The 20,266-nt window shown below is 68.6% G+C and carries 22 protein-coding genes; 9 read left to right on the top strand and 13 right to left on the bottom strand.

Going from position 1 to position 20,266, the window contains the following annotated elements; all coding sequences use genetic code 11:
- Nucleotides 1–10: 10 nt before the first annotated feature.
- The 4 genes from EJO66_RS03265 to EJO66_RS03250 all read right to left on the bottom strand — a co-directional run bounded on the left by EJO66_RS03265 (nucleotide 11) and on the right by EJO66_RS03250 (nucleotide 2,830).
- Nucleotides 11–229 (bottom strand): iron dicitrate transport regulator FecR, encoded by a 219-nt coding sequence (locus EJO66_RS03265; protein WP_124955999.1) that lies wholly within the window; start codon nucleotides 227–229, stop codon nucleotides 11–13.
- Nucleotides 230–244: 15 nt separating this feature from the next.
- Complete coding sequence (locus EJO66_RS03260) at nucleotides 245–862, bottom strand: RNA polymerase sigma factor (protein WP_124955997.1); 618 nt, start codon at nucleotides 860–862, stop codon at nucleotides 245–247.
- Nucleotides 863–1,102: 240 nt separating this feature from the next.
- The gene (locus EJO66_RS03255) at nucleotides 1,103–1,807 is read right to left on the bottom strand and encodes a glutathione S-transferase N-terminal domain-containing protein (protein ID WP_125964612.1); all 705 of its coding nucleotides are present in this window, start codon (nucleotides 1,805–1,807) and stop codon (nucleotides 1,103–1,105) included.
- Nucleotides 1,808–1,990: 183 nt separating this feature from the next.
- Entirely contained in the window at nucleotides 1,991–2,830 is an 840-nt protein-coding gene (locus EJO66_RS03250) for a hypothetical protein (protein WP_124955993.1), read from the bottom strand.
- Nucleotides 2,831–3,048: 218 nt separating this feature from the next.
- Here EJO66_RS03250 and EJO66_RS03245 point away from each other — a divergent pair, with 218 nt between their 5' ends.
- Entirely contained in the window at nucleotides 3,049–3,702 is a 654-nt protein-coding gene (locus tag EJO66_RS03245; RefSeq protein WP_124955991.1) for a DUF1345 domain-containing protein, read from the top strand.
- Here EJO66_RS03245 and EJO66_RS03240 read toward each other — a convergent pair.
- The 3 genes from EJO66_RS03240 to EJO66_RS03230 are packed head-to-tail and all read right to left on the bottom strand — an operon-like array spanning nucleotide 3,677 to nucleotide 6,778.
- A complete protein-coding gene (locus EJO66_RS03240; protein WP_124955989.1) occupies nucleotides 3,677–4,645 on the bottom strand; it encodes a DMT family transporter in 969 nt (322 codons plus the stop codon). The genes EJO66_RS03245 and EJO66_RS03240 overlap by 26 nt on opposite strands.
- 27 nt (nucleotides 4,646–4,672) lie before the next feature.
- On the bottom strand, nucleotides 4,673–5,167 hold the full coding sequence (locus tag EJO66_RS03235) for a methylated-DNA--[protein]-cysteine S-methyltransferase (RefSeq protein WP_124955987.1): 495 nt from the start codon (nucleotides 5,165–5,167) through the stop codon (nucleotides 4,673–4,675).
- Nucleotides 5,168–5,173: 6 nt separating this feature from the next.
- Nucleotides 5,174–6,778 carry a DNA-3-methyladenine glycosylase 2 family protein gene (locus EJO66_RS03230; RefSeq protein WP_124955985.1) on the bottom strand — a complete coding sequence of 535 codons (1,605 nt, stop codon included), beginning with the start codon at nucleotides 6,776–6,778 and terminating at the stop codon, nucleotides 5,174–5,176.
- A 112-nt stretch (nucleotides 6,779–6,890) separates the two neighbouring features.
- Here EJO66_RS03230 and EJO66_RS03225 point away from each other — a divergent pair, with 112 nt between their 5' ends.
- Nucleotides 6,891–8,273, top strand: coding sequence for a phosphomannomutase/phosphoglucomutase (locus EJO66_RS03225; protein ID WP_125964611.1), 1,383 nt, complete (start codon nucleotides 6,891–6,893; stop codon nucleotides 8,271–8,273).
- A gap of 5 nt (nucleotides 8,274–8,278) precedes the next feature.
- A complete protein-coding gene (locus EJO66_RS03220) occupies nucleotides 8,279–9,655 on the top strand; it encodes a 3-deoxy-D-manno-octulosonic acid transferase (protein ID WP_125964610.1) in 1,377 nt (458 codons plus the stop codon).
- Nucleotides 9,656–9,670: 15 nt separating this feature from the next.
- On the opposite strand, the gene EJO66_RS03215 is transcribed toward EJO66_RS03220, so the two are convergent.
- The 4 genes from EJO66_RS03215 to EJO66_RS03200 all read right to left on the bottom strand — a co-directional run bounded on the left by EJO66_RS03215 (nucleotide 9,671) and on the right by EJO66_RS03200 (nucleotide 13,029).
- Nucleotides 9,671–11,209 (bottom strand): TolC family outer membrane protein, encoded by a 1,539-nt coding sequence (locus tag EJO66_RS03215; RefSeq protein WP_125964609.1) that lies wholly within the window; start codon nucleotides 11,207–11,209, stop codon nucleotides 9,671–9,673.
- Between the two features lie 21 nt (nucleotides 11,210–11,230).
- On the bottom strand, nucleotides 11,231–11,569 hold the full coding sequence (locus EJO66_RS03210) for a rhodanese-like domain-containing protein (protein ID WP_124955977.1): 339 nt from the start codon (nucleotides 11,567–11,569) through the stop codon (nucleotides 11,231–11,233).
- A 14-nt stretch (nucleotides 11,570–11,583) separates the two neighbouring features.
- Nucleotides 11,584–12,261: a protein-L-isoaspartate O-methyltransferase family protein gene (locus EJO66_RS03205; RefSeq protein WP_125964608.1), complete on the bottom strand. Its 678-nt coding sequence runs from the start codon at nucleotides 12,259–12,261 to the stop codon at nucleotides 11,584–11,586.
- 90 nt (nucleotides 12,262–12,351) lie between these two features.
- On the bottom strand, nucleotides 12,352–13,029 hold the full coding sequence (locus EJO66_RS03200) for a TetR/AcrR family transcriptional regulator (protein ID WP_125964607.1): 678 nt from the start codon (nucleotides 13,027–13,029) through the stop codon (nucleotides 12,352–12,354).
- A gap of 100 nt (nucleotides 13,030–13,129) precedes the next feature.
- On the opposite strand from EJO66_RS03200, the gene msrA reads away from it, so the two are divergent.
- From msrA to EJO66_RS03180, 4 genes are all read left to right on the top strand, one after another.
- Nucleotides 13,130–13,681, top strand: coding sequence for a peptide-methionine (S)-S-oxide reductase MsrA (gene msrA / locus EJO66_RS03195; protein ID WP_124955971.1), 552 nt, complete (start codon nucleotides 13,130–13,132; stop codon nucleotides 13,679–13,681).
- A gap of 25 nt (nucleotides 13,682–13,706) precedes the next feature.
- Complete coding sequence (locus tag EJO66_RS03190; RefSeq protein WP_125964606.1) at nucleotides 13,707–14,105, top strand: hypothetical protein; 399 nt, start codon at nucleotides 13,707–13,709, stop codon at nucleotides 14,103–14,105.
- Between the two features lie 76 nt (nucleotides 14,106–14,181).
- The gene (locus EJO66_RS03185; protein WP_125964605.1) at nucleotides 14,182–16,290 is read left to right on the top strand and encodes a TonB-dependent receptor; all 2,109 of its coding nucleotides are present in this window, start codon (nucleotides 14,182–14,184) and stop codon (nucleotides 16,288–16,290) included.
- A 46-nt stretch (nucleotides 16,291–16,336) separates the two neighbouring features.
- Nucleotides 16,337–17,287, top strand: a complete 951-nt coding sequence (locus EJO66_RS03180; RefSeq protein WP_124955965.1) for an AEC family transporter — start codon at nucleotides 16,337–16,339, stop codon at nucleotides 17,285–17,287.
- An 89-nt stretch (nucleotides 17,288–17,376) separates the two neighbouring features.
- Here EJO66_RS03180 and EJO66_RS03175 read toward each other — a convergent pair whose 3' ends face one another.
- On the bottom strand, nucleotides 17,377–17,730 hold the full coding sequence (locus EJO66_RS03175; protein WP_125964604.1) for a hypothetical protein: 354 nt from the start codon (nucleotides 17,728–17,730) through the stop codon (nucleotides 17,377–17,379).
- 24 nt (nucleotides 17,731–17,754) lie between these two features.
- Here EJO66_RS03175 and EJO66_RS03170 point away from each other — a divergent pair, with 24 nt between their 5' ends.
- Nucleotides 17,755–18,960 carry an OmpA family protein gene (locus tag EJO66_RS03170; protein WP_223262150.1) on the top strand — a complete coding sequence of 402 codons (1,206 nt, stop codon included), beginning with the start codon at nucleotides 17,755–17,757 and terminating at the stop codon, nucleotides 18,958–18,960.
- A gap of 6 nt (nucleotides 18,961–18,966) precedes the next feature.
- On the opposite strand, the gene pdxH is transcribed toward EJO66_RS03170, so the two are convergent.
- Nucleotides 18,967–19,647 (bottom strand): pyridoxamine 5'-phosphate oxidase, encoded by a 681-nt coding sequence (gene pdxH, locus EJO66_RS03165; protein ID WP_206168829.1) that lies wholly within the window; start codon nucleotides 19,645–19,647, stop codon nucleotides 18,967–18,969.
- 47 nt (nucleotides 19,648–19,694) lie between these two features.
- On the opposite strand from pdxH, the gene EJO66_RS03160 reads away from it, so the two are divergent.
- The coding region (locus EJO66_RS03160) for a nucleotidyltransferase family protein (RefSeq protein WP_164547766.1) at nucleotides 19,695–20,266 on the top strand (572 nt) is incomplete at its 3' end.

Below are 20,266 nucleotides of genomic sequence, written 5' to 3'. Positions count from 1 at the left end.
AGTCCGGCCGCTACTTTTGCAGGTCGCGCAGCTCCGCCGCGATGCCGCCGAGGGCGTCCCAGCGCCGCCGCGCTTCCTGGGCTGCGGCCGCATGCTCCGCCGACCGGCTGCGCCACCGCGCGAGCGCCAGGCGGGCGGCCATGGCGGCGTCTTGCGCAGCAGCGATCTCGCCCTGCACGATCAGCGCGAGGGCCCGCTCGATGAGCTTCTCGTTCGGGACGCTTGCCACGGTGCGGCCGTCCGGTCAGGCGAAGTCTTCGGCGAACGCTGCGTCGAAGCCCGGGCGCATCGAGACGACCGGCTGCTCGACCAGTTCCGAACGCAGCCGGGCGAACACGCGCGAGCAGTCGATGGCGGCGCGCAGCAGGTGCTTGGCGACCGCCATCTCGGTGATGTTCAGTTGCTGGGCGATTTCGGCGCGCGTGTGTCCGTAGGCCCGGAACAGCAGGAACACTTCGCGCCGCCGGGGCGGCAGCGTTTCGAGCGTCTCGACCACGCGTGCCAGCACCTGCTGCTGGGACGCGATGAATTCGCAGGACGGCACCACCTGGCGCGAGCCCGAGTTGAAATGCGTGCCGATCCAGTCCTGTGCCACCTTGCGGCGGCGCGCATCGTCCACGCACAGGTTGCGCGCCACGCGAAAGAGCAGGGCGCGGGGCGATTCGATGCCGCCGGAGCCTTGCGTGCCGTCCGGCGCCGCATCGATGCGGATGTCCTTGTTCATCTTGAGCGCGTGCGCATACACGCGCTCGAAGCTGGATTGCGCGATGTCCGCCGCGTAGTGCGGGTCGCGCAGGTCGCGCGTCAGCTGCCGGCGCAAGTCCGCATAGTGAGCTACCAGTTCCTGGACGAGGTCGCGCATTCGATCGCCTTCTCGCAAGCATCAACGTGTGGGTTTCCCTGGGCCGGCCACCGGCGCGTGGCGCGGGGTGGCTCGGGCGATTGAATAAGAATTATTCTTATTGAAGTGTAACCCCAACCGCTCCTGGGCGAAGCCGAAAAAGGCGCGGGAACCCCGTGCGCGTGCCTGAAAAAGACACGCGATTCGAAAAGTGAGTAGCTTTGTTTTCGTTCTGGGCGCCAGTGCAACCCCGAAGGCCGGTCAAACGCGCTTGGGAATGCCCAAACCCTTCACGACGGCCGGCCGGGCCACGAACGCCTCGAGCACGCGTGCCACATTCTTGAACTCGCTGAAGCCCACCAGATCACCCGCTTCGTAGAAGCCGATCAGGTTGCGGATCCACGGGAACGAGGCGATGTCGGCGATGGTGTAGTCGTCGCCCATGATCCATGCGCGGTTGGCCAGGTGCTTGTCGAGCACGCCAAGCAGCCGCTTCGATTCGGCCACGTAGCGGTCGCGCGGGCGCTTGTCCTCGTAGTCCTTGCCGGCAAACTTGTTGAAGAAGCCGAGCTGGCCGAACATCGGGCCGATGCCGCCCATCTGGAACATCAGCCACTGGATGGTTTCGTAGCGGCCCGCCGCATCCTGCGGAATGAGCTGGCCGGTCTTGTCGGCCAGGTACAGAAGAATGGCGCCCGATTCGAACAGCGCAAGCGGCTTGCCGCCGGGCCCGTCGGGGTCGAGGATCGCGGGGATCTTGTTGTTCGGATTGAGCGAGAGGAATTCCGGCGACATCTGGTCGTGCGTCTCGAAGCTCACCAGGTGCGGCTCGTAGGCGAGGCCGGTTTCCTCCAGCATGATCGACACCTTCACGCCGTTGGGCGTGGGCAGCGAATACAGCTGCAGCCGGTCAGGGTGAAGCGCGGGCCATTTCTGGGTGACGGGAAAGCGGGACAGGTCGGTCATGGAAGATTCATCGAAGGCGAAGTTGGGAGCGCCGCGCCCGCCGGGTCCGGATGGCCCAGCCAGGTCATCAGGGCCGTCTCGACCTCGGTGGAGGGTGCGACAAAGCCAGTGTAGGTCGATGTCGCGAGCGCGCGCTTGCCGGCCGCGCTTTTTGCCAGGCGTGTCGAACGCTCCGCGGGAGCCTCAGAACCGTGCCTTGACGAAGGCCGAGGGCCCGTGCAGCTTGACCTTGACGCGGGTCTCCGCCGTGCTGCTCTCGCGCGCGAGGTCGATGTTCGTGACGCCATAGGCCAGCACCACGCCGACGTTCTTCGCCGGGAACCACTCCACGCCCGCGCTGGCGTTGTAGATGTTGCCGTGGAAGCGGCCGCCGCCCTTGCGCACGCCGGAGAGGTCGGCGAACAGGCGCAGGTCGGGGTTGATGGCATGCCGCACGCCCAGTTCGAGCAGCGGCGCAACGGCGTTGTCGCTCGCATCCTCGTTCAGCGTGCGGATCCGTCCGTTCACCGCGACGTTGGCGTTCGTGCCGACGTCGATGCTGTAGTAGGCGGCGCCGGCGCCCAGGCCGAACACCGTGTTGCCCGAGCCGAGCCACCACTTGTACGAGAGCTTGGCGAAGTCGAGCTTCACGTTGATGTTGGCATTGCCCACCGCGCTGAGCGTGCCGAAGCCGCCGAAGGAGTCGCTGCCCGCGGCCTGGCCGAAGTAGTCGCGCTTGTAGCGGTAGTAGTCGAACGAGAGGCCATGGCTGTCGCCGATCAGCAGGTCGGCCGTGACGCGCGGCATGGTCACGCGGCCGGGCTCCAGGTCGCGCGTGCGCAGTGCGCCGTACGGCGAGCTGACCGATGCGTTGAATTTGGGATCGGCGCTGAAGGCCCCCACCGAGAAGCTGAAACGGTCCAGCGCGGGCGACGGCTCGGCCCAGGCCAGTGCGGGAGCAAAGAGAAATCCGGCGCTAGCCAATGCGCCCAGCTTCGTCAACCTTGCGGGACTGGCAAGCGGGCAGGAGCGGAGCAACAGCATGGAGAGATCCTTAAGAGGAGAAGGCAAAAAAATACGCCTCGGGCTCGACACGCAATTTGTGTGCGCGCCAGTCTTCCGGGCGGTTGCTCCCTGTTGATGACCGCCAAGTTAATAGCCCCCTTGCACAAAGCCCATGCGCCGATTGCCGCTGTGCGTGTAGGACGATGGCGACCCAGGCAATCGCACGCCTGAAAAAGTACTCAAGGTAAGCTTTGAAGATGCGAAAAAATCTGTCCACCACCACCGGGCCGCAGCGTCTTCTCTATGCCGGCGTGGCGGGCACCATCGTCGCGGCCATCCCGTGGCCGCTCGACGCCATGGCGCGCGGACTCGCGGGCTGGTGCACCAGCGCGGCGGTGTTCCTGTTGCTCACGTGGTGGCTGGCCGACACTTTCGATGCGCAGCGCACCCGCGCGCGCGCACAGTCGCTGGACCAGCCCAATGTGGTGATCCTGGTGTCGATGCTGGTGGTCATCGCGGCGAGCGTGGTGGCCATCGCGATGCTGCTGCAGCAGGTCAAGCTGATGAGCGGGCCGGCGCGGGCGGGCCATATCGCGCTCGGACTGGTGGCGCTGGTGGGCTCGTGGCTCATGATGCACACGATCTATGCCTTCCACTATGCGCACCGCTACTACATCGACCAGCGCGACGGCTCGCCCGATGGCGGGCTGGATTTTCCGGGCAAGGAAGAGCCGGACTATTTTGACTTTCTGTACTACGCCTACGTGGTCGGCATGACCACGCAGGTGTCCGACGTGCAGGCCACCTCGCGCGAGATGCGGCGCCTCACGCTGGTGCACAGCGTGCTCGCCTTCGCCTTCAACATGCTGGTGCTCGCGCTGTCGGTCAACGTGGTCGCGGGGGCGATGTAGCGGCCGCGCCGCCCGCGCGCGGCCAGAGCTTCACGATGCCGGTGGACAGCGCCACGCCGCAGACGATCACGGCCGCGCAGATCAGCATCCACTGCGTGATGTTCTCGCCGAGGAACACGGCGCCGTAGAACACCGCGAACACCGGCACCAGGAAGGTCACGGTCAGCGCGCGCGCCGGTCCCGCATTGGCGATGAGCCGGAAGAACAGGATGTACGCGAGGCCGGTGCATGCGATGCCCAGCGCCAGCAATGCCAGCCAGGCGCGCAGGCTCGGCATCTGCGCGGGCCAGAACCACAGCGCGGGAAGCGCGAGGAACAGCGTGGCGCCGATCTGGCTGCCGGTGGCGGTGGCCAGCGCGGGCACGCCGCCCAGATAGCGCCGCGTGGCGCTGGCCGCCACGCCGTAGCTGGCACAGGCGCCGAGGCAGGCCAGCACGGCCCACAGCGCGGCACTGTCGTCGGCATTGGCGTGCAGGCCCGCGCTGCGGCTCGCCAGCATGGCGACGCCGGCGAAGCCGATGACCAGGCCGACGATGCGCGAGCCATCGGGTCGGTCGCGAAACCAGGCCCACGCCACCAGCGCGCCGAACATCGGCACCGTGGCATTGATCACCGCCGCCAGGCCGCTGTTGATGGTCAGCAGCGCAAAGCAGAACAGCGCGAACGGAATGCCCGAGTTCAGCACGCCGATGGCCATCGACGCCTTCCAGTTCTGTGCCAGGGCCGTGCCGTGGCCGCGCATGAACAGGAGCGGCAACAGGAACAGCGTGGCCACCGCCACGCGCACCGCAGCCGCCGGCAAGGCGCCGAACTCGGCCGCGCCGATGCGCATGAAGAGAAAGGACGCCCCCCAGAGCGCGCCGAGCAGCACGAGGTCGATGAGCCAGGGCTTGGGCTTCGGCGACGGGAGGGCGGTGGTGTTGTCGTTTGTTGTGGTGCGCATAAGGTCTTCGCGGCCCTGCGGCGGGCTCTACTTCGCTTCGAGTTCCAGCAGTGCGGTCTTGCGGTGGAGCCCGCCAGCGTAACCGGTCAGCGAGCCGTCGGCGCCGAGCACGCGGTGGCAGGGCACGATCACGCTGATCGGATTGCGCCCGACGGCCGCGCCCACGGCGCGCACCGCGGCCGGGTTGCCCACGTTCACGCTCAGCGCGCCGTAGGTCATGGTCTTGCCCGCCGGAATGGCGAGCAGCGCCTGCCACACGCTCTGCTGGAACGCGGTGCCGTGCGAGAGGTCGAGCTTCACGTCGAAGGTGTCGCGCCTGCCTGCGAAGTAGTCGCGCAGCTGTGCGCCGGCCTCGACCAGCGCGGGGTGGTCGTCCCTGGTCTGCCAACCCGTGGTGTCGGGCCAGTGGCGCTGCTGGTCGAACCAGACGCCCGCCAGGCCTTCGTCGGTGGCCGCCATCGTGATGCCGCCCAGTGGCGTGTCGATGTGCGAGGTATAGATGACTTTGCTCTTGAACTTCATGGCATTTCAGGCGGAGGCGCCTGCCGTAGCGAGGTTGTTGAAAGGCTCTGCCGCCGCCAAGGGATTTGCTGCGGCGGCAGCGGGAGAGGAGGGCGCCGGCGCATGCCAGGCGCGCAGCACCGCATAGCTGCGCCAGGGCCGCCAGGCCTGCGACGCCTGGCTGGCCGCACGCTCGGTGCTCACGCCCAGCGCTTTCTGCAGCGCCACGTCGCCTGCGGGAAAGGCGTCGGGCCAGCGCAGTGCGCGCATCGCGATGTACTGCGCGGTCCAGGCGCCGATGCCGGGCAGCTCCTGCAGCGCGGCGATGGTCGAAGGCACGTCGGCGCCCGCATGCAACGCGAGCTTGCCGCCTGCGACCTCGCGCGCGATGGCCTGCAGCGCGGCCTGGCGCTGCCGCACGATGCCGAGCTTGCCGAGTGCATCGCCGCTCGCGGCCGCCAGTGCCGCGGGCGTGGGAAACAGGCGATTCAGGCCTTCGATGGGCGTGGCGATGGCTTCGCCGAAAGCCTCCACCAGCCGCGAGCCCAGCGTGCGCGCCGCGGCCACGGTGACCTGCTGGCCCAGCACCGCGCGCACCGCCAGCTCGAAACCGTCGACCGTGCCGGGCACGCGCAAGCCGTCGCCATGCGGAAAGGCCTCGTGCAGCGCGGCGTTGATGGCCATCGGCTCGGCATCGAGATCGAGCATGGCGCGTGCGCGGCTGATCACGATCGGCAGCACCGCGGCGAGCGAGTCGCTGACGGACAGCAGCATCTGCTCGCGCTCCATGTCGAAGCGCAGCTGCAGCCAGCCGGCGTGCGCCTGTCCGCCTTGCTGCACGCGCAGCGTGCGGGCCAGGCGAACGAAGGTGGGCGTGCTGCCCTTGGCGGGCTCCCTGCCATCGGCCGTGGTGGCCAGCTCGACGCCGCGCAGCGCGCGCCGCGCAAAGAAGCCGAGCATCGCGCCCACGTCGTAGGGCGGGCGAAAGCCCAGCCGCACCTCGATGGCCTTTCCCTCGCCGCCCCCGGCACCGCCGGCACGCCGCAGCGCGCTCGGGTTGAGGCCGTAGTGCTCCAGGAATGCGGCGTTGAAGCGGCGCACGCTCGCAAAGCCGCTGGCCAGCGCCACCTGCGTCATCGGCAGGCGCGTGTCGGCGATCAGTTGCTTGGCGGCCAGCAGGCGGCGGGTCTGCAGGTATTGCAGCGGCGAGACGCCGAACTGCGCCTCGAAGATGCGCCGCAGATGGCGGTCGCTCACGCCGAGCCGTGCGGCGATCTGCGCCGCGCCCGGGCCGTCCTCGGACCAGGCATCGGGCTCGTCGATGAGCCGCGCGGCCTGCAGCGCGAGGATGCGCGAGGCATCTTCGGTCGACCAGCTCGCCGCCCGCGGCGCGAGCTCGGGCCGGCAGCGCAGGCAGGGGCGGAAGCCCTCGGCCTCCGCCTGCGCCGCGTGGCGGAAGAAGCGGCAGTTCTCGCGCCGCGGCAGCTTCACGCGGCAGACCGGCCGGCAGTAGATGCCGGTGGAGGTCACCGCGGTGAAGAACGAGCCGTCGAAGCGCGCATCGTGCGTCTTCATTGCCAGGTAGCAGGCGTCGCTCTCGAGTGCGTCGGTGGATGCATGTGAGGTAGGCATGGGCAAATGATACGGTTTCGACTCGTTTCAACTGGCCGTTTTCGGACATGTGGGCCCCCAGGCGCTTGCCTACAATGGCCCGTTCTCAAGAACCTACAGGGAATGCCTCTTCATGCAACTCAGTGCGTCGATTTTCAAGGCCTATGACATCCGAGGCGTGGTGCCCGTCACGCTCGATGCCGAGGTCGCGGAAGCGCTCGGCCGGGCTTTCGGCAGCGCCGCCCGCGCCGCCGGTGAAAAGGCCGTGGCCGTGGGCCGCGACGGCCGCCTCTCGGGGCCCGCGCTCGCCGAAGCACTGATCAGCGGCCTGGTGGCCGCCGGCATCGAGGTGATCGACGTGGGCGCGGTGACCACGCCGATGCTCTACTTCGCGGCCCACACGCTGTGCACCAGCGGCATCCAGGTCACGGGCAGCCACAACCCCAAGGACTACAACGGCTTCAAGATGGTGCTGGCGGGACGCGCCATCCACGGCGACGAGATCCAGGGCCTGCGCAAGGTGATGGAAGAAGGCACCGCCAGGCTCGCCCCCGGCGGCAGCGTGCGCAAGGTCGACGTGACCGACGCCTACACGAAGCGCATCGTCGGCGACATCCAGCTGGCCCGCCCGCTGAAGATCGTGGTCGATTCCGGCAACGGCATTGCGGGCGCCTCGGCCCCGGCCATCTTCCGTGCCATCGGCTGCGAAGTGACCGAACTGTTCAGCGAAGTCGACGGCGACTTTCCCAACCACCACCCCGATCCGAGCAAGCCCGAGAACCTCAGGGACCTGATGGCCGCGCTGGCCTCGGGCGACGCCGAACTCGGCCTGGCCTTCGACGGCGACGGCGACCGGCTGGGCATCGTCACGAAAGACGGCCAGAACATCTTCCCCGACCGCCAGATGCAGCTCTTTGCGCAGGACGTGCTCTCGCGCGTGCCGGGCGGCACCATCGTGTACGACGTGAAGTGCTCGCAGCGCCTGGCGCCGGCCATCGAGGCCGCAGGCGGCAAGCCGATGATCTTCAAGACCGGCCATTCGCTGATCAAGGCCAGGATGAAGGAAATCGATTCGCCGCTGGGCGGCGAGATGAGCGGCCACATCTTCTTCAAGGAGCGCTGGTTCGGCTTCGACGACGGCACCTATGCGGGCTGCCGCCTGCTCGAGATCCTGAGCAAGACACCCAATGCGAGCGACACACTCAATGCGCTGCCCACCAGCTTCTCGACGCCCGAGCTCAACGTGAAATGCGCCGAGGGCGAACCGCATGCGGTGGTCGACAAGCTCGTCGCAGGCGCGAGCTTCGCGGCCCCCGCGGTGGTCTCGACCATCGACGGCCTGCGCGTCGACTGGCCCGACGGCTTCGGGCTCATTCGCGCTTCCAACACCACGCCGGTGCTGGTGCTGCGGTTCGAAGGCCAGACCGATGCAGCCCTCAAGCGCATCGAAGCCGAGATGCTCGCGCTCCTCAAAACCGTCAAGGCTGACGCGACGCTGGCCGAAGCGTCGCACTGAGCACCGTGCGTTCGCTGCTGCTGCGCCTCTACGGCGCCTTCACCACCGCCGTGCAACCGCTGGTTCGCCGCAAGCTGCGGCGCAGGGCGCAGGCCGAGCCCGGCTACGGCGTGGCCGTCGAGGAGCGCTTCGGCCGCTACGACGATGCAACCATCGGCGAGGGCCAGTGCTGGGTGCATGCGGTCTCGCTCGGCGAAACGCGCGCCGCCGCCATCCTGATCGCTGAGCTGCGCAGGCAATACCCGGGCATACCGATCCTGCTCACGCACGGCACCGCGACCGGCCGCGAGGAGGGCGCCAAGCTGCTCGAACCCGGCGACACGCAGGTCTGGCAGCCCTGGGACATGCCCGGCGCGGTGCAGCGCTTTCTCGATCGCTTCCAGCCGCGCATCGGCGTGCTGATGGAAACCGAGGTCTGGCCCGAGATGGCCGCCGCCTGCGCCGAGCGCCGCATTCCGCTGGTGCTGGCCAATGCGCGGCTCAACGAAAAATCGCTGGCCGCGGCCGAACGCCTCGGCTGGCTCGCGCGGCCCGCGTACTCGGCGCTGGCCGCCGTGTGGGCGCAGACCGAGGCCGACGCGCATCGGCTGGTGTCGCTGGGCGCCAAGGTGGCCGGCATCTACGGCAACCTCAAGTTCGACGCTTCGCCTGATGCGCGCCAGCTGGCCGCGGCCGTGACGCTGCGCGAGCGGCTGCCCAAGCCCATGGTGGTGCTCGCGAGTTCGCGCGACGGCGAGGAGCGCATGCTGCTCGACGTGCTCAGGCGCTTCGGCGCCACGGCGCCCGTGCCGCCCGAGCAGGGCGCCATCCGCTCCATCGCCAAGCGCGTGCACGACGTGCAGTGGATGATCGTGCCGCGCCATCCGCAGCGCTTCGACGAAGTGGCCGCGCTGATCGAAGCCGAAGGCTTTGTGGTGGCGCGCCGCAGCGCCGCGGGCGAGCCGTCGGACGCCGAGATCTGGCTGGGCGATTCGCTCGGCGAAATGGCGCTGTACTACGGCCTGGCCGACGTCGCGTTGCTGGGCGGGAGCTTCGAACCGCTGGGCGGACAGAACCTCATCGAGCCGGCCGCCTGCGGCTGCCCGGTGGTCATGGGCCCCTCGACCTTCAACTTTGCCGAAGCGGCGCAGCTCTCGTTGGCGGCCGGTGCCTCGCTGCGTGTCGAGAACATGGAGCAGGCGGTGACCGCGGCGCTCAAGCTGGTCGAGAACCCCGAGCGGCGCGCTGCCATGGCCGAGGCCGCGCTGGCTTTCTCGTCGTCGAACCGCGGCGCCGCCGAACGCACGGCAGCGGCGGTGCTGGCTATCGCGCAGGCCGCCGACCCGGTGGCAACCGAAGCCGCGCCGCTCGAGGATGCGCGGGCAGAACCCACGCTCGAGTAGCCGCGGGCCGGATCCTCAGCGCACCGGCGGATTCAGGATGACCGGCGGCGGCGGTGCCGAAGGCATCGTCGGTGCCGGCGGGTTGAACGGCTGCACCGGCACCGGCGGCACCACGGGAATGGGCGGCGGTGCCACGGGCACCGAAGGCGCGGCCTGCGGCTGTTCGCCGGGCGCAGGTGAAGCTGCCGTACTGCCGTTCTTCGCCAGCGTCGCGTTGATCGCGTTCATGTCGTCGACCGTCAGCGTGCCGTTGGCCTGGCGCAGCTTCAGGTTGCCCAGCAGCACGTTGTAGCGCGCCTGCGCGAGATCGCGCTTGGTCTGGTAGAGCTGGCTCTGCGAATTGAGCACGTCGATGTTGATGCGCACGCCCACCTGGTAGCCGAGCCGGTTGGCATCGAGCGCGCTCTGGCTCGATGCCTCGGCCGCCTCGAGCGCCTTGACCTGGCCCGCACCGGACACCAGCCCGAGGTAGGCCGCGCGCGTGGCCTGCGCGACGCTGCGGCGGGTGCCTTCCAGCACGCTGCGCGACTGGTCCTCGAGCGCGAGCGTTTCCTTGATGCGGTTCTCGGTGGCAAAGCCCGCGAAAAGCGGCAGGTTGAACACCACGCCGACCGAGGCGGCATCGATGCGCGTGCCCACGGTGCTGGTGCTGGTGCCGTGCGGATTGCGCGTGATGTTGTAGCCCAGGTTGGCGTCGAGCGTGGGCTTGTGGCCGGCTTCGGCCTTGCGGATTTCGAGCCCGGCCACGTCGAGCCCGAGCTGCGCCTGTCGGATGGCCGGGTGCGCCTCCTCGGCCTGCGCCACCCAGGCTTCGATGTTGGCCGGCGTGGCGGTCGGCAGCACCACCGGCTGTGCCAGCGGCACCGGCACGCTGCCCGGGCGGCCGACCAGCTGGTCGAGCACGACCTTCTTCACCTGCAGGTCGTTCTCGGCGGCGATTTCCTGCGCAATGACGAGGTCGTAGCGGGCCTGGGCTTCGCGCGTGTCGGTGATGGTGGAGGTGCCGACCTCGAAGTTGCGCTTGGCCGATGCGAGCTGCTCGGCCACCGCCACTTTCTGCGCGCGCACCAGCGTCAGGCTGTCCTGGCTTGCGAGCACGTCGAAGTAGGCCTGGCTCACGCGCACGATCAGGTCCTGCTCGGCAATGGTGAGCACCGCCTGCGCGATCTCGGCCTGGCGCTTGCCTTGTTCATAGGTGGCCCAGTTGGCGGGCCGGTACAGCGGCTGCGTGGCGTTGATGCCGATGTTCTGCGTGGTGAAGTCGCGCGGCGTGGTCGTTCCACGGCCGGTGCCGGTGAGCGTGTCGATGTCCAGGTTGTTGCGCGTGGCGCCGGCCGTGAGCCCCACGGCCGGAAGAATGCCGGCCTTGGCCTGCGCGGCGCGCGCCACGCTCGCGTCGTACTGGGCCCGCGCGCCCTGGTAGGTGGCGTCGAAGCCGCGTGCGGATTCGTAGAGTTCGTTCAGTGTCTGGCCTTGGGCCGGCAGCGCGAACAGGGTGGCAAAGAGACTTGCGAGCGCTGCGGAAAGAGGCAAAAGCCTGGGCCTGAAAGGCATTGAACGTCCTTGAAGAAAGAATCAGTAGCGCGGCACGGAGGGATCGTGCTGTGCGGACCAGGCGTCGATGCCGCCGGCCACGTTGGCCAACTCGGCAAAGCCGTTCTGGCTCAGGAAGGCCGCCACGCGCTGGCTGCGCGCACCGTGGTGGCACAGGCATGCGATGCGCAGGCCCTCGTCGAGCTCGGCAAGCCGCGCCGGAATCTCGTTCATCGGGATGGCCACGAGCGTGAAGCCCTGCGGCGCAACGCTGGCGGTCTGCAGCTCCCAGGGTTCGCGCACGTCGAGCAGCACGGGCGCCGCCTCCGGGTTTTGCGCAAACCAGGCGGCAAGATCGGCGGGGCGGACTTGGTCGATCATTCGGTGATACCCGTTCAGAACGAGAAGCGCGAGGGCTCGGGAAAGTTGAGCAGCCGCGGCGCCACGGTGTCCCAGGGCTGGACGGTGTCCCACTTGCTTTCGCTGGTGCGGGTGACGAAGTGGGCGCGCATCATCGGCTCCTCGCCCACGATGGCGGCAAGGCGGCCGCCCACCTTGAGCGAGCCGAGCAGGTTCTGCGGAATGCGCGCCACCGAGCCGCTGAGCACGATCACGTCGAAGCTCGGGCCGCTCGGCAGCGGCACGGCGCCGTCGGCATTGCGCACCTCGACATTGGACACGCCGTTGCGGCGCAGCGTTTCGGCGGCGCGGGCGGCCAGCGCGGGATCGATCTCGAGCGACAGCACCTGGGCCGCGCGATGGGCGAGCAGGGCGGCCATGAAGCCCGATCCGGTGCCGATCTCGAGCACCGACTCGTGCTTTTGCACATGCAGGTCCTGCAGCATGCGCGCCTCGACCTTGGGCGAGAGCATCACCTGGCCGGGAACGGAGCCGTCGCCCAGCGGAATCTCCATGTCGAAGAAGGCCAGCGCGCGGTGCTCGGCCGGCACGTAGTCTTCGCGCCGGATCGAGGCCAGCAGGTCGAGGACTTCCAGATCGAGCACATCCCAGGGCCGGATCTGCTGTTCGATCATGTTGAAGCGCAGGCGCTCGAGGGAGGGGGTGGGGTTCATGGGAGGCTTTTCCTTGTGGGGCTCAGGACAAACCTTCAATTTTAGGTTGCGTGGCGCGGGCCCGCGGCCGCCCGGCGATGCATTTGCGCGTCATGCGGCGGCTCCGGGCTGCCGGGTGAGGCCGTAAAGCACGGTCTCGGCCTGCGTGGCGAGGTATTTTTCAGGGTCGAGCGAGGTTTCCGCGTCGACGCAGACCATGGCCGAGTGCTTCCAGAGCATCAGGAAGACCATGGGCGCCACCACCGCGTAGATGGCGTGGTCGATGTCGACCGGCGCGAATTCGCCCCGGTCGATGCCGCGCTGCAGGATGCGCCGCAGCAGCGAATGGCCCGGCCGCACCACCTCCTTGCGGTAGAACTCGGCCAGCTCGGGAAAATTGGTGCCTTCGCTCATCATGAGCTTGGTCAGGCCCGAGGCCTTGGTCATGCCCACGCGCTCCCACCAGACGCGCATGCAATAGCGCAGCATGTCGGCCGTCGTGCCCTCGAAGGCCTCGAACTCGTCGTTCCACTCGGCAAACCGGCCGCCGAGGTTCTCGACCACCACGGCCTTGAAGAGTTCTTCCTTGCTGGGAAAGTAAAGAAAGAGGGTGCCCTTGGAGACGCCCGCGCGCGCCGCCACTTCCTCGGCGCGGGTGGCGGCAAAGCCTTTTTCGACGAACAGGTCGAGCGCCGCCGCCAGCAGTTCGCCCGGACGCGCCTCCTTGCGGCGCTCGCGCTTGGCGCGCACCGGGCAGATCTTGTCGGCAAAGAATCGGGGGGTCGGCATGATGTTAATGACTAACGGGTTAGTAATGTAGTGACCAGCATCCGGCCCGTCAAGCCGCGACAATATCGGGTTCGCTTTTTCCCCACCTGCCGGAGCAGCCATGTCCTCTTCATCGTCGCCCACTGAGACCATCGTGCTTGGCGGAGGCTGCTTCTGGTGCACCGAGGCCGTGTTCGACCGGGTGCAGGGCGTGGTGGACGTCGAGTCGGGCTACTGCAACGGCCAGACCGTCAACCCGAGCTACGAGCAGGTCTGCACCGGCCGCACCGGGCATGCGGAGGTGGTGAAGGTGGAATTCGACCCTGCGGCCATCAGCCTGCGCGAGATTCTCGAGATATTCTTCGTGGTGCACGACCCCACGAGCCTGAACCGCCAGGGCAACGATGTGGGCACGCAGTACCGCAGCGGCATCTATTTCATGAGCGATGCGCAAAAGCAGGCGGCCCAGGAGGTCATCCGCGAGATCGAGGCGAGCAAGACCTACGGCTCTCCCATCGTGACCGAGGTGGCGCCGCTCGCCAACTACTCGGCGGCCGAGGCCTACCACCAGGACTACTTCCTGAACAACCCGAACCAGGGCTACTGCGCCTTCGTGGTCGGGCCCAAGGTCGAGAAGTTCCAGAAGACCTTCGCATCGCGCGTCAAGGCCTGATCGTTCCTTTCCAGGCCCTGTTTCCGTGCACATCGCCAGCCCCGCCCCGAACCGGCCGATCCTGCCGATCCGCGCGATCGCCGTCGCGCTGGTGGTTGCGCTGTGGTTCGCGGGAACGCTGGGGCTGATCCACCGGACGCTGCACGTGCCCGGCATGGCGCAGGCCCACGCGGCTGCGCTGGCGGCGCACCCGGAGGGCGCGCACGAGCATGCGGCCCACGGCGTCGGCGACTTGTTCGGCGACCACTCCGACGCCGAATGCCGGCTTTACGACCAGCTCTCGCACGGTTCGGGCGCGCCCGGCGTGCCGATGGTGGTGCTGCCGGTGCTGCTGCCCTCGGCCACCTTTGCCTACCTGCAGGGCGAGGCCATCGCCCGCTGGGTTGCGCTGTTCGACGCGCGCGGCCCGCCCTCCACTCGCTGAATCCCCCTGTGTTCCGGTTGCTGCTCCGCGCCTTGCGGATGGCGGCGATCGCCCCTTGGTTCAACGAGTGTTCATCATGATTCCCAATTTCCGTCGCAACGCCATCGGCGCTGCCGTTCTTTCGCTGGCCTCCTTCGCGGCCATGGCCCAGGCCCAGCCCCAACCGGGACTCCAGGCGCAGCCCGCCGAGGCAGCTGCACCAGTCCTGCCGGAGATTGCCGTCACCGGCAATCCGCTGGGCGCGAGCGAACTGATCGCGCCCACCACCACGCTATCGGGCGACAGGCTCCTGATGCGCTCCGAATCGACACTGGGCCAAACGCTCGACAACCTGCCCGGCGTGAGCAGCAGCTACTTCGGCCCCAACGCCAGCCGGCCGATCATCCGCGGGCTGGACGGCGACCGCATCCGCATCCTGCAGAACGGCGGCGGCGCGCCCGACGCCTCGTCGCTGAGCTACGACCATGCGGTGCCAATGGACGCGCTGGTCACCGAACGCGTCGAGGTGCTGCGCGGCCCGTCGGCGCTGCAGTACGGCGGCAGCGCGGTGGGTGGCGTGGTCAACGTGATCGACAACCGCATTCCGAGCGAGCCGATCAACGGCTTCGGCGGCCGTGCCGACCTGGGCTTTTCCACCGGCAACAAGGAGAAGAACGGCGGCGTGGTGCTCGAAGGCGGCAACGACCGCTTCGCACTGCACGTCGATGCGTTCAACCGCGACTCCAAGGATGTCTCGGTGCCCATCGACCTGGAGTGCAGCAAGCCCGGCCGGCCCTGGCTCGCGCGCAAGATCTGCAATTCGGCCAACGAGGCGCATGGCGGCGCGGTGGGCGGCACGCTGTTCTTCGATCAGGGCTGGATCGGCGCCTCGGCCAGCACCTACCGCAGCACCTATGGCACCGTGGCCGAGGACGACGTGACCATCGGCATGAAGTCCGACCGCCAGGCCATCGAAGGCGAGTGGCGCCCGGGCGGCTTCATCAGCAGCATCCACGTCAAGGCCAGCCACACCAACTACCGCCACACCGAGTACGAAGGCCGCGAGGCCGGCACCACCTTCTCGAACATGAGCAACGACCTGCGCATCGAGGCGCGCCACCAGAAGATCGGCAACTTCGAGGGCCTGGTCGGCTTCGCGAGCGAGAGCAACCGTTTTGCCGCGGACGGCGCGGAAGCCTTTGCGCCGCACAGCCGCACGCGTTCCAATGCGCTGTTCCTGTACGAGGAACTCGGCACTTCCTGGGGCCGGCTGAGCTTTGGCGCACGCACCGAGAAGGTCCGCGTCGCTTCGCTCGGCTATCCCGACGATCCGACCGTGACGCGCTTTGCCATCGGCGAGCGCACGTTCAACCCGCACAGCGCGGCCGTGGGCGCGCTGGTCAACCTGACGCCGCAGTGGCAGCTCACCTCGAACCTGGCCTACACCGAGCGGGCTCCGAAGGACTACGAGCTGCTCGCCAACGGCCCGCACGTGGCAACGGCCGCCTGGGAGGTCGGCAACCCGAACCTCGACAAGGAAAAGTCGGTCGGCTTCGACGTCGGCGCGCAATGGAAGTCGGGCGCCAACACGGCCCGCGTCAATGCCTACGTCACGCGCTTTCGCAACTACATCGGCCTGACGGCATCGGGCCGCACGCTCGACGAAGAAGGCCAGGTGGTGACCGATCCCGAAGCCACCGACACGCTGGCCGAGTACCTCTACAGCGGCGTGCGCGCGCGCTTCACCGGCATCGAGGCGAGCGGCAACCTGCGCCTGCTGGGCACCGACGGTTTCGGGCGGCTGGCCGATGCCTCGACGCTCGACCTCGAATGGCGCGGCGACGTGGTGCGTGCCAAGAACCTCGACACCGGCGAGCCGTTGCCGCGCATCGCGCCGTTCCGCGCGGGCGCGACGCTGGCCTACGGCAACGGCCCCTGGAGCGCACGCTTGGGCTTCGACTACAACGCGGCGCAGCGCCACGTGCCGAGCGTCGGCGCGCGCGAAACCGATGCCTACACGCTCTGGAATGCCTCGATCGCCTACCGCATGAAGGTGCAGCGCGCCAACCTCACCTGGTATGCGCGCATCGACAACATCACGAACAAGCTGGCCTACAGCCCGACCTCGATCCTGACGACGACGGTGTACCCGAACGCGCCGCTGCCGGGGCGTTCGCTGAAGCTCGGCCTGCGCGTGACCTTCTGAACGAACCCGCCGGCGTTGCCCGCAGGCAAGGGGCTATCCTCGGCGGGTGAATTCGTTTGTCATCTCTTCGCTGCTGCCGGTCGTCGTCCTGATCGCGGCGGGCTACCTGGCCGGCCGGCGCCGCTGGATCGGCGGCAACGCCGTCAAGGACCTTTCCAACCTGATCTTCCTGCTGCTTGCGCCGGCGCTGCTTTTCCGCGCGATGAGCACGGTGCACGTGCAGGAGCTGAGCCTGAAGCCCGTGGCGGCGTACTTCATCGCCTCGGGCCTGCTGTTCGCGGGCACGCTGGCGCTGCGCGGCTTCAACCGCACGGCAGCCGTCATTGCGCTGGCCAACACCTACAGCAACACGGTGATGATCGGCATCGTGCTGGTCGGCCTTGCCTATGGCGAGCAGGGCATGGTGGTGCTGCTCACGCTGATCTCGCTGCATTCGCTGGTGCTGCTGACCAGCGCCACGGTCGTGCTCGAACTGGCGGTGGCGCGCGAGCATGCGCAGCGGGACGGCCACGAGAAGCGCCCCATGGCGCGCACGGTGCTGCGCGCGCTGCGCAACGCCATCATCCATCCGGTGCCGATGCCGATCATCGCGGGGCTGCTGTTCGCGCAGACCGGGCTCGCAATGCCCGATTTCCTCGACAAGCCGATCCTGCTGCTTGGCCAGGCCTTCGGTCCGGTAGCGCTGGTGATGGTGGGCATCACGCTTGCGTTGACACCCGTCGGGCGGCACTGGCGCGAAGCGACGGTGCAGGCGCTGGTGAAGAACCTGCTGCATCCGCTGCTGGTGGCCGGCATCGGCTGGCTGCTGGGCGTGCACGGCACACCGCTCACCGTGATGGTGGTGGCGGCGGCGTTGCCGATCGGCGCCAACGTCTTTCTCTTTTCGCAGCGCTACCGCACATCGGAAGACCTGGTCACGGCCAGCGTCGCGGTGTCGACGGTGCTTGCCCTCGCGACGCTGACGCTGGTCATGACCCTGGTGCAATGGCTGCCTTGAGGCTTTTCCCGGCCTAGGCCATTCGGCAGGGTGGCCATTTGGCGAGATGGCGGGCGGCGCCTCTCGCTCTACATTTGCCCGCTGATGATTTACCAGCCGCGGTCTTCGCCGTTTTCCGCCATGGCGCCGATTGCGATGGTGATCGCGCTGTGCGGCGGCGCCATGCCGGCGGCCGCCGATACGAAGCCGTGTCGAACGCCCTGCCTTTCAGCCGCTGTGCCGCGCGAGCCAGCACCCGTGGCCAGCCCGGTGCAGCCGAAGCCGCCGCCCGCTCCGGCTTCGAAGCCGAGCGCCAGGCCGAAGCCGCAGGCGGTTGCCGTGGCTGTGCCACAGCCGCTGGAGGCGGAGAAGGCCCCGGCCCCGAAAAGGCCGCCATCCGCCAGGCGCTGCAGCGAAATCAACATGCGCGCAGCGGTGGGGGAGCCGCTGTCGGACGAAGACATGAAGATCTTGAGGAGCCAATGCTGATGATGAAGACCACCCACCCGATCCGTACGGCCATGCGCGCGCTGGCGCTGTCGTGCGCCGCGCTGCTTTGCGCCGCCTGCGCGCACCGGCCGGCGCCGGGCAATGCCATGCCATTCGAGCAGGCCGTCAACCAGGCGGTGGACGACCTGATCGTGCAGACGCAGAAGCTGCCGGCCTTCCTGGCCAAGGTGGAGTCGTCGATCAAGCAGAGCCGCATCGTGATCGACCCTCTGCTCGAGGGCGCGAGCGGCCAGCAGACCGAGGTCACGCGCGTGGCCGAGCAGCGCATCGTGCAGCGCATGCAGTCGCAGTTCAGGCAGTTCACCGTCACGCCCTTCAACAACGCCGAGATCGAGCGCGCGCAGTACGTGCTCAACGGCACGCTGGTGCGCGACAAGGACTCGGCGGAGGGCCGCTATCGCCTGAACCTGGCGCTGACCGAGATCAGGAGCGGCGTAGTCATCGCGCAATCGGTGGCGCGCATCAGCGACGCGACGCTCGACACGCGGCCCACGGCCTTCTTCCGCGACAGCCCGGTGAACGGCAAGGACCGCGGCGTGGAAGGCTACATCCGCACCGCCGAAACGCAGCCCGGGCAGGCCGCCGATGCGCTCTACCTGGAGCGGCTGCCCACGTCGACCGTGCTGCAGGAGGCCACCACCGCCTACGAAGCCGGCCGCATGAGCGAGGCGCTCAGCCGCTACGAGGCCGCTTCGCGCCGGCCCGACGGCCAGCAGCTGCGCATCTACAGCGGCCTGTATCTGACGCAGTCCCAGCTAGGCCGGACGGCCGATGCGGAGAAGACCTTCGGCACCCTGGCGCGGCTCGGGCTGGAAACCAACAACCTGAGCGTGAAGTTCCTGTTCAAGCCCGGCTCGACCGATTTCCTGGCCGACCCGAAGATCAGCGCCGCCTATCCGATGTGGCTGCGGCAGATCGCGCGCCAGGCGGCGCAGATCGACTCCTGCGTGGTGGTCACCGGCCACACGAGCCGCACCGGCTCGGAGTCGGTCAACGAGCGCCTTTCGCTGCAGCGCGCGCTCAGCGTGAAGACCCGGCTGGTGGGCGAGGCACCGCCGCTGTCGAAGAAGCTGCGCGAGTCCGGCATGGGCTTCCGCGAGAACATTGTGGGCACCGGTGCCGACGATGCCAGCGATGCGCTCGACCGCCGCGTCGAGTTCAAAGTCGCTCCCTGCGAGGCTTGACGCGGTTCAGGGGGCCAGCCGCTCGCGCACCCAGTCGGCGCCTTCGAGCCGGTAGCGCAGCCGGTCGTGCAGGCGGCTCTTGCGGCCCTGCCAGAATTCCCAGCGGTCCGGCACGAGCCGGTAGCCGCCCCAGTGCGGCGGGCGGGGCGGCGAGAGCAGGTGCCTGGCGGCGGCCACGGCCGCGTTCTTGACCAGCACGTCGCGGCCGCTGATCACCTCGCTCTGCGGGCTGGCCCAGGCGCCGATGCGCGAGTCGAGCGGGCGGCTCGCGAAGTAGGCGTCGCTTTCCTCTGCACTCGCCTTTTCCACGCGGCCCTCGATGCGCACCACGCGTTCGAGCTCTACCCAGTGGAACTGCAGGGCCGCGTACGGATTGCCCGAGAGCTCCCGGCCCTTGCGGCTTTCATAGTTGGTGTACCAGACGATGCCGCGCGCGTCATAGCCCTTGATGAGCACGATGCGGCTGGAAGGCCGCAGGTCGCCGCCCACGGTGCACAGCGTCATGGCGTTGGGCTCGGGCACCTGCGCGTCGATGGCTTCGCCGAGCCAGCGCTCGAACTGCTTCAGCGGATCTTCGGCGCTGTGGTTTTCGCCGAGTTCGGCGCGCTCGTAGCTCTTGCGCAGCGCGGCCAGCGTTTCGCTGGTTGGAGAAGAAGATGCAGAACTCATGCCGGCATTGTTGCGCATTGCGCCGCCGCAAGGCACCGCGGGCATTCCGCGGACATACTCGGCGCATGGCGACAAAGGCGAATTCCCCGTTGGTGATCGTGTTGGCCTCGGGCCGCGGCGAGCGATTCATCGCGGCCGGCGGCGCCGGCCCCAAGCTGCAGGCGCCGCTGGCGGGCAAGCCGCTGCTGGAACGCACGCTGGACGCGGTGCGTGCGAGCGGCCTGCCGTGGCGGCTCGAAGACGCCGGCCATCCAGGCATGGGCGACTCGATTGCCGCCGCGGTGCGTGCCACGCCGGATGCCGCCGGCTGGCTCATTCTTCCGGGCGACCTGCCGCTGGTGCGCCCCGAGACGCTGCGGACCGTGGCCGGCGCGCTGGCCGGCCGGGTGCGCGCGGTGCAGCCGCAATACAGGGGCGAGCGCGGCCATCCGGTCGGCTTCTCGGCCGGCTGCGGCGCGCAGCTCGCGGCGCTGAAGGGGCCTCTGGGCGCATCCTCCATCCTGAAGGCGATGCGCGCCATCGATGCCGTGGCCGACCTCGTGGTGGACGATGTCGGCATCGTGACCGACATCGATACGCCCGAGGCCCTGGCAGCTGCAGAGGCGCTCTGGCTGGCGCGCTCGGCGGGGCCGGCGAG

Origin of the sequence: Variovorax beijingensis, from assembly GCF_003951285.1 — a bacterium.
GTDB classification, from domain to species: domain Bacteria; phylum Pseudomonadota; class Gammaproteobacteria; order Burkholderiales; family Burkholderiaceae_C; genus Variovorax; species Variovorax beijingensis.
This window is presented reverse-complemented; position numbering and strand designations above follow the sequence as displayed.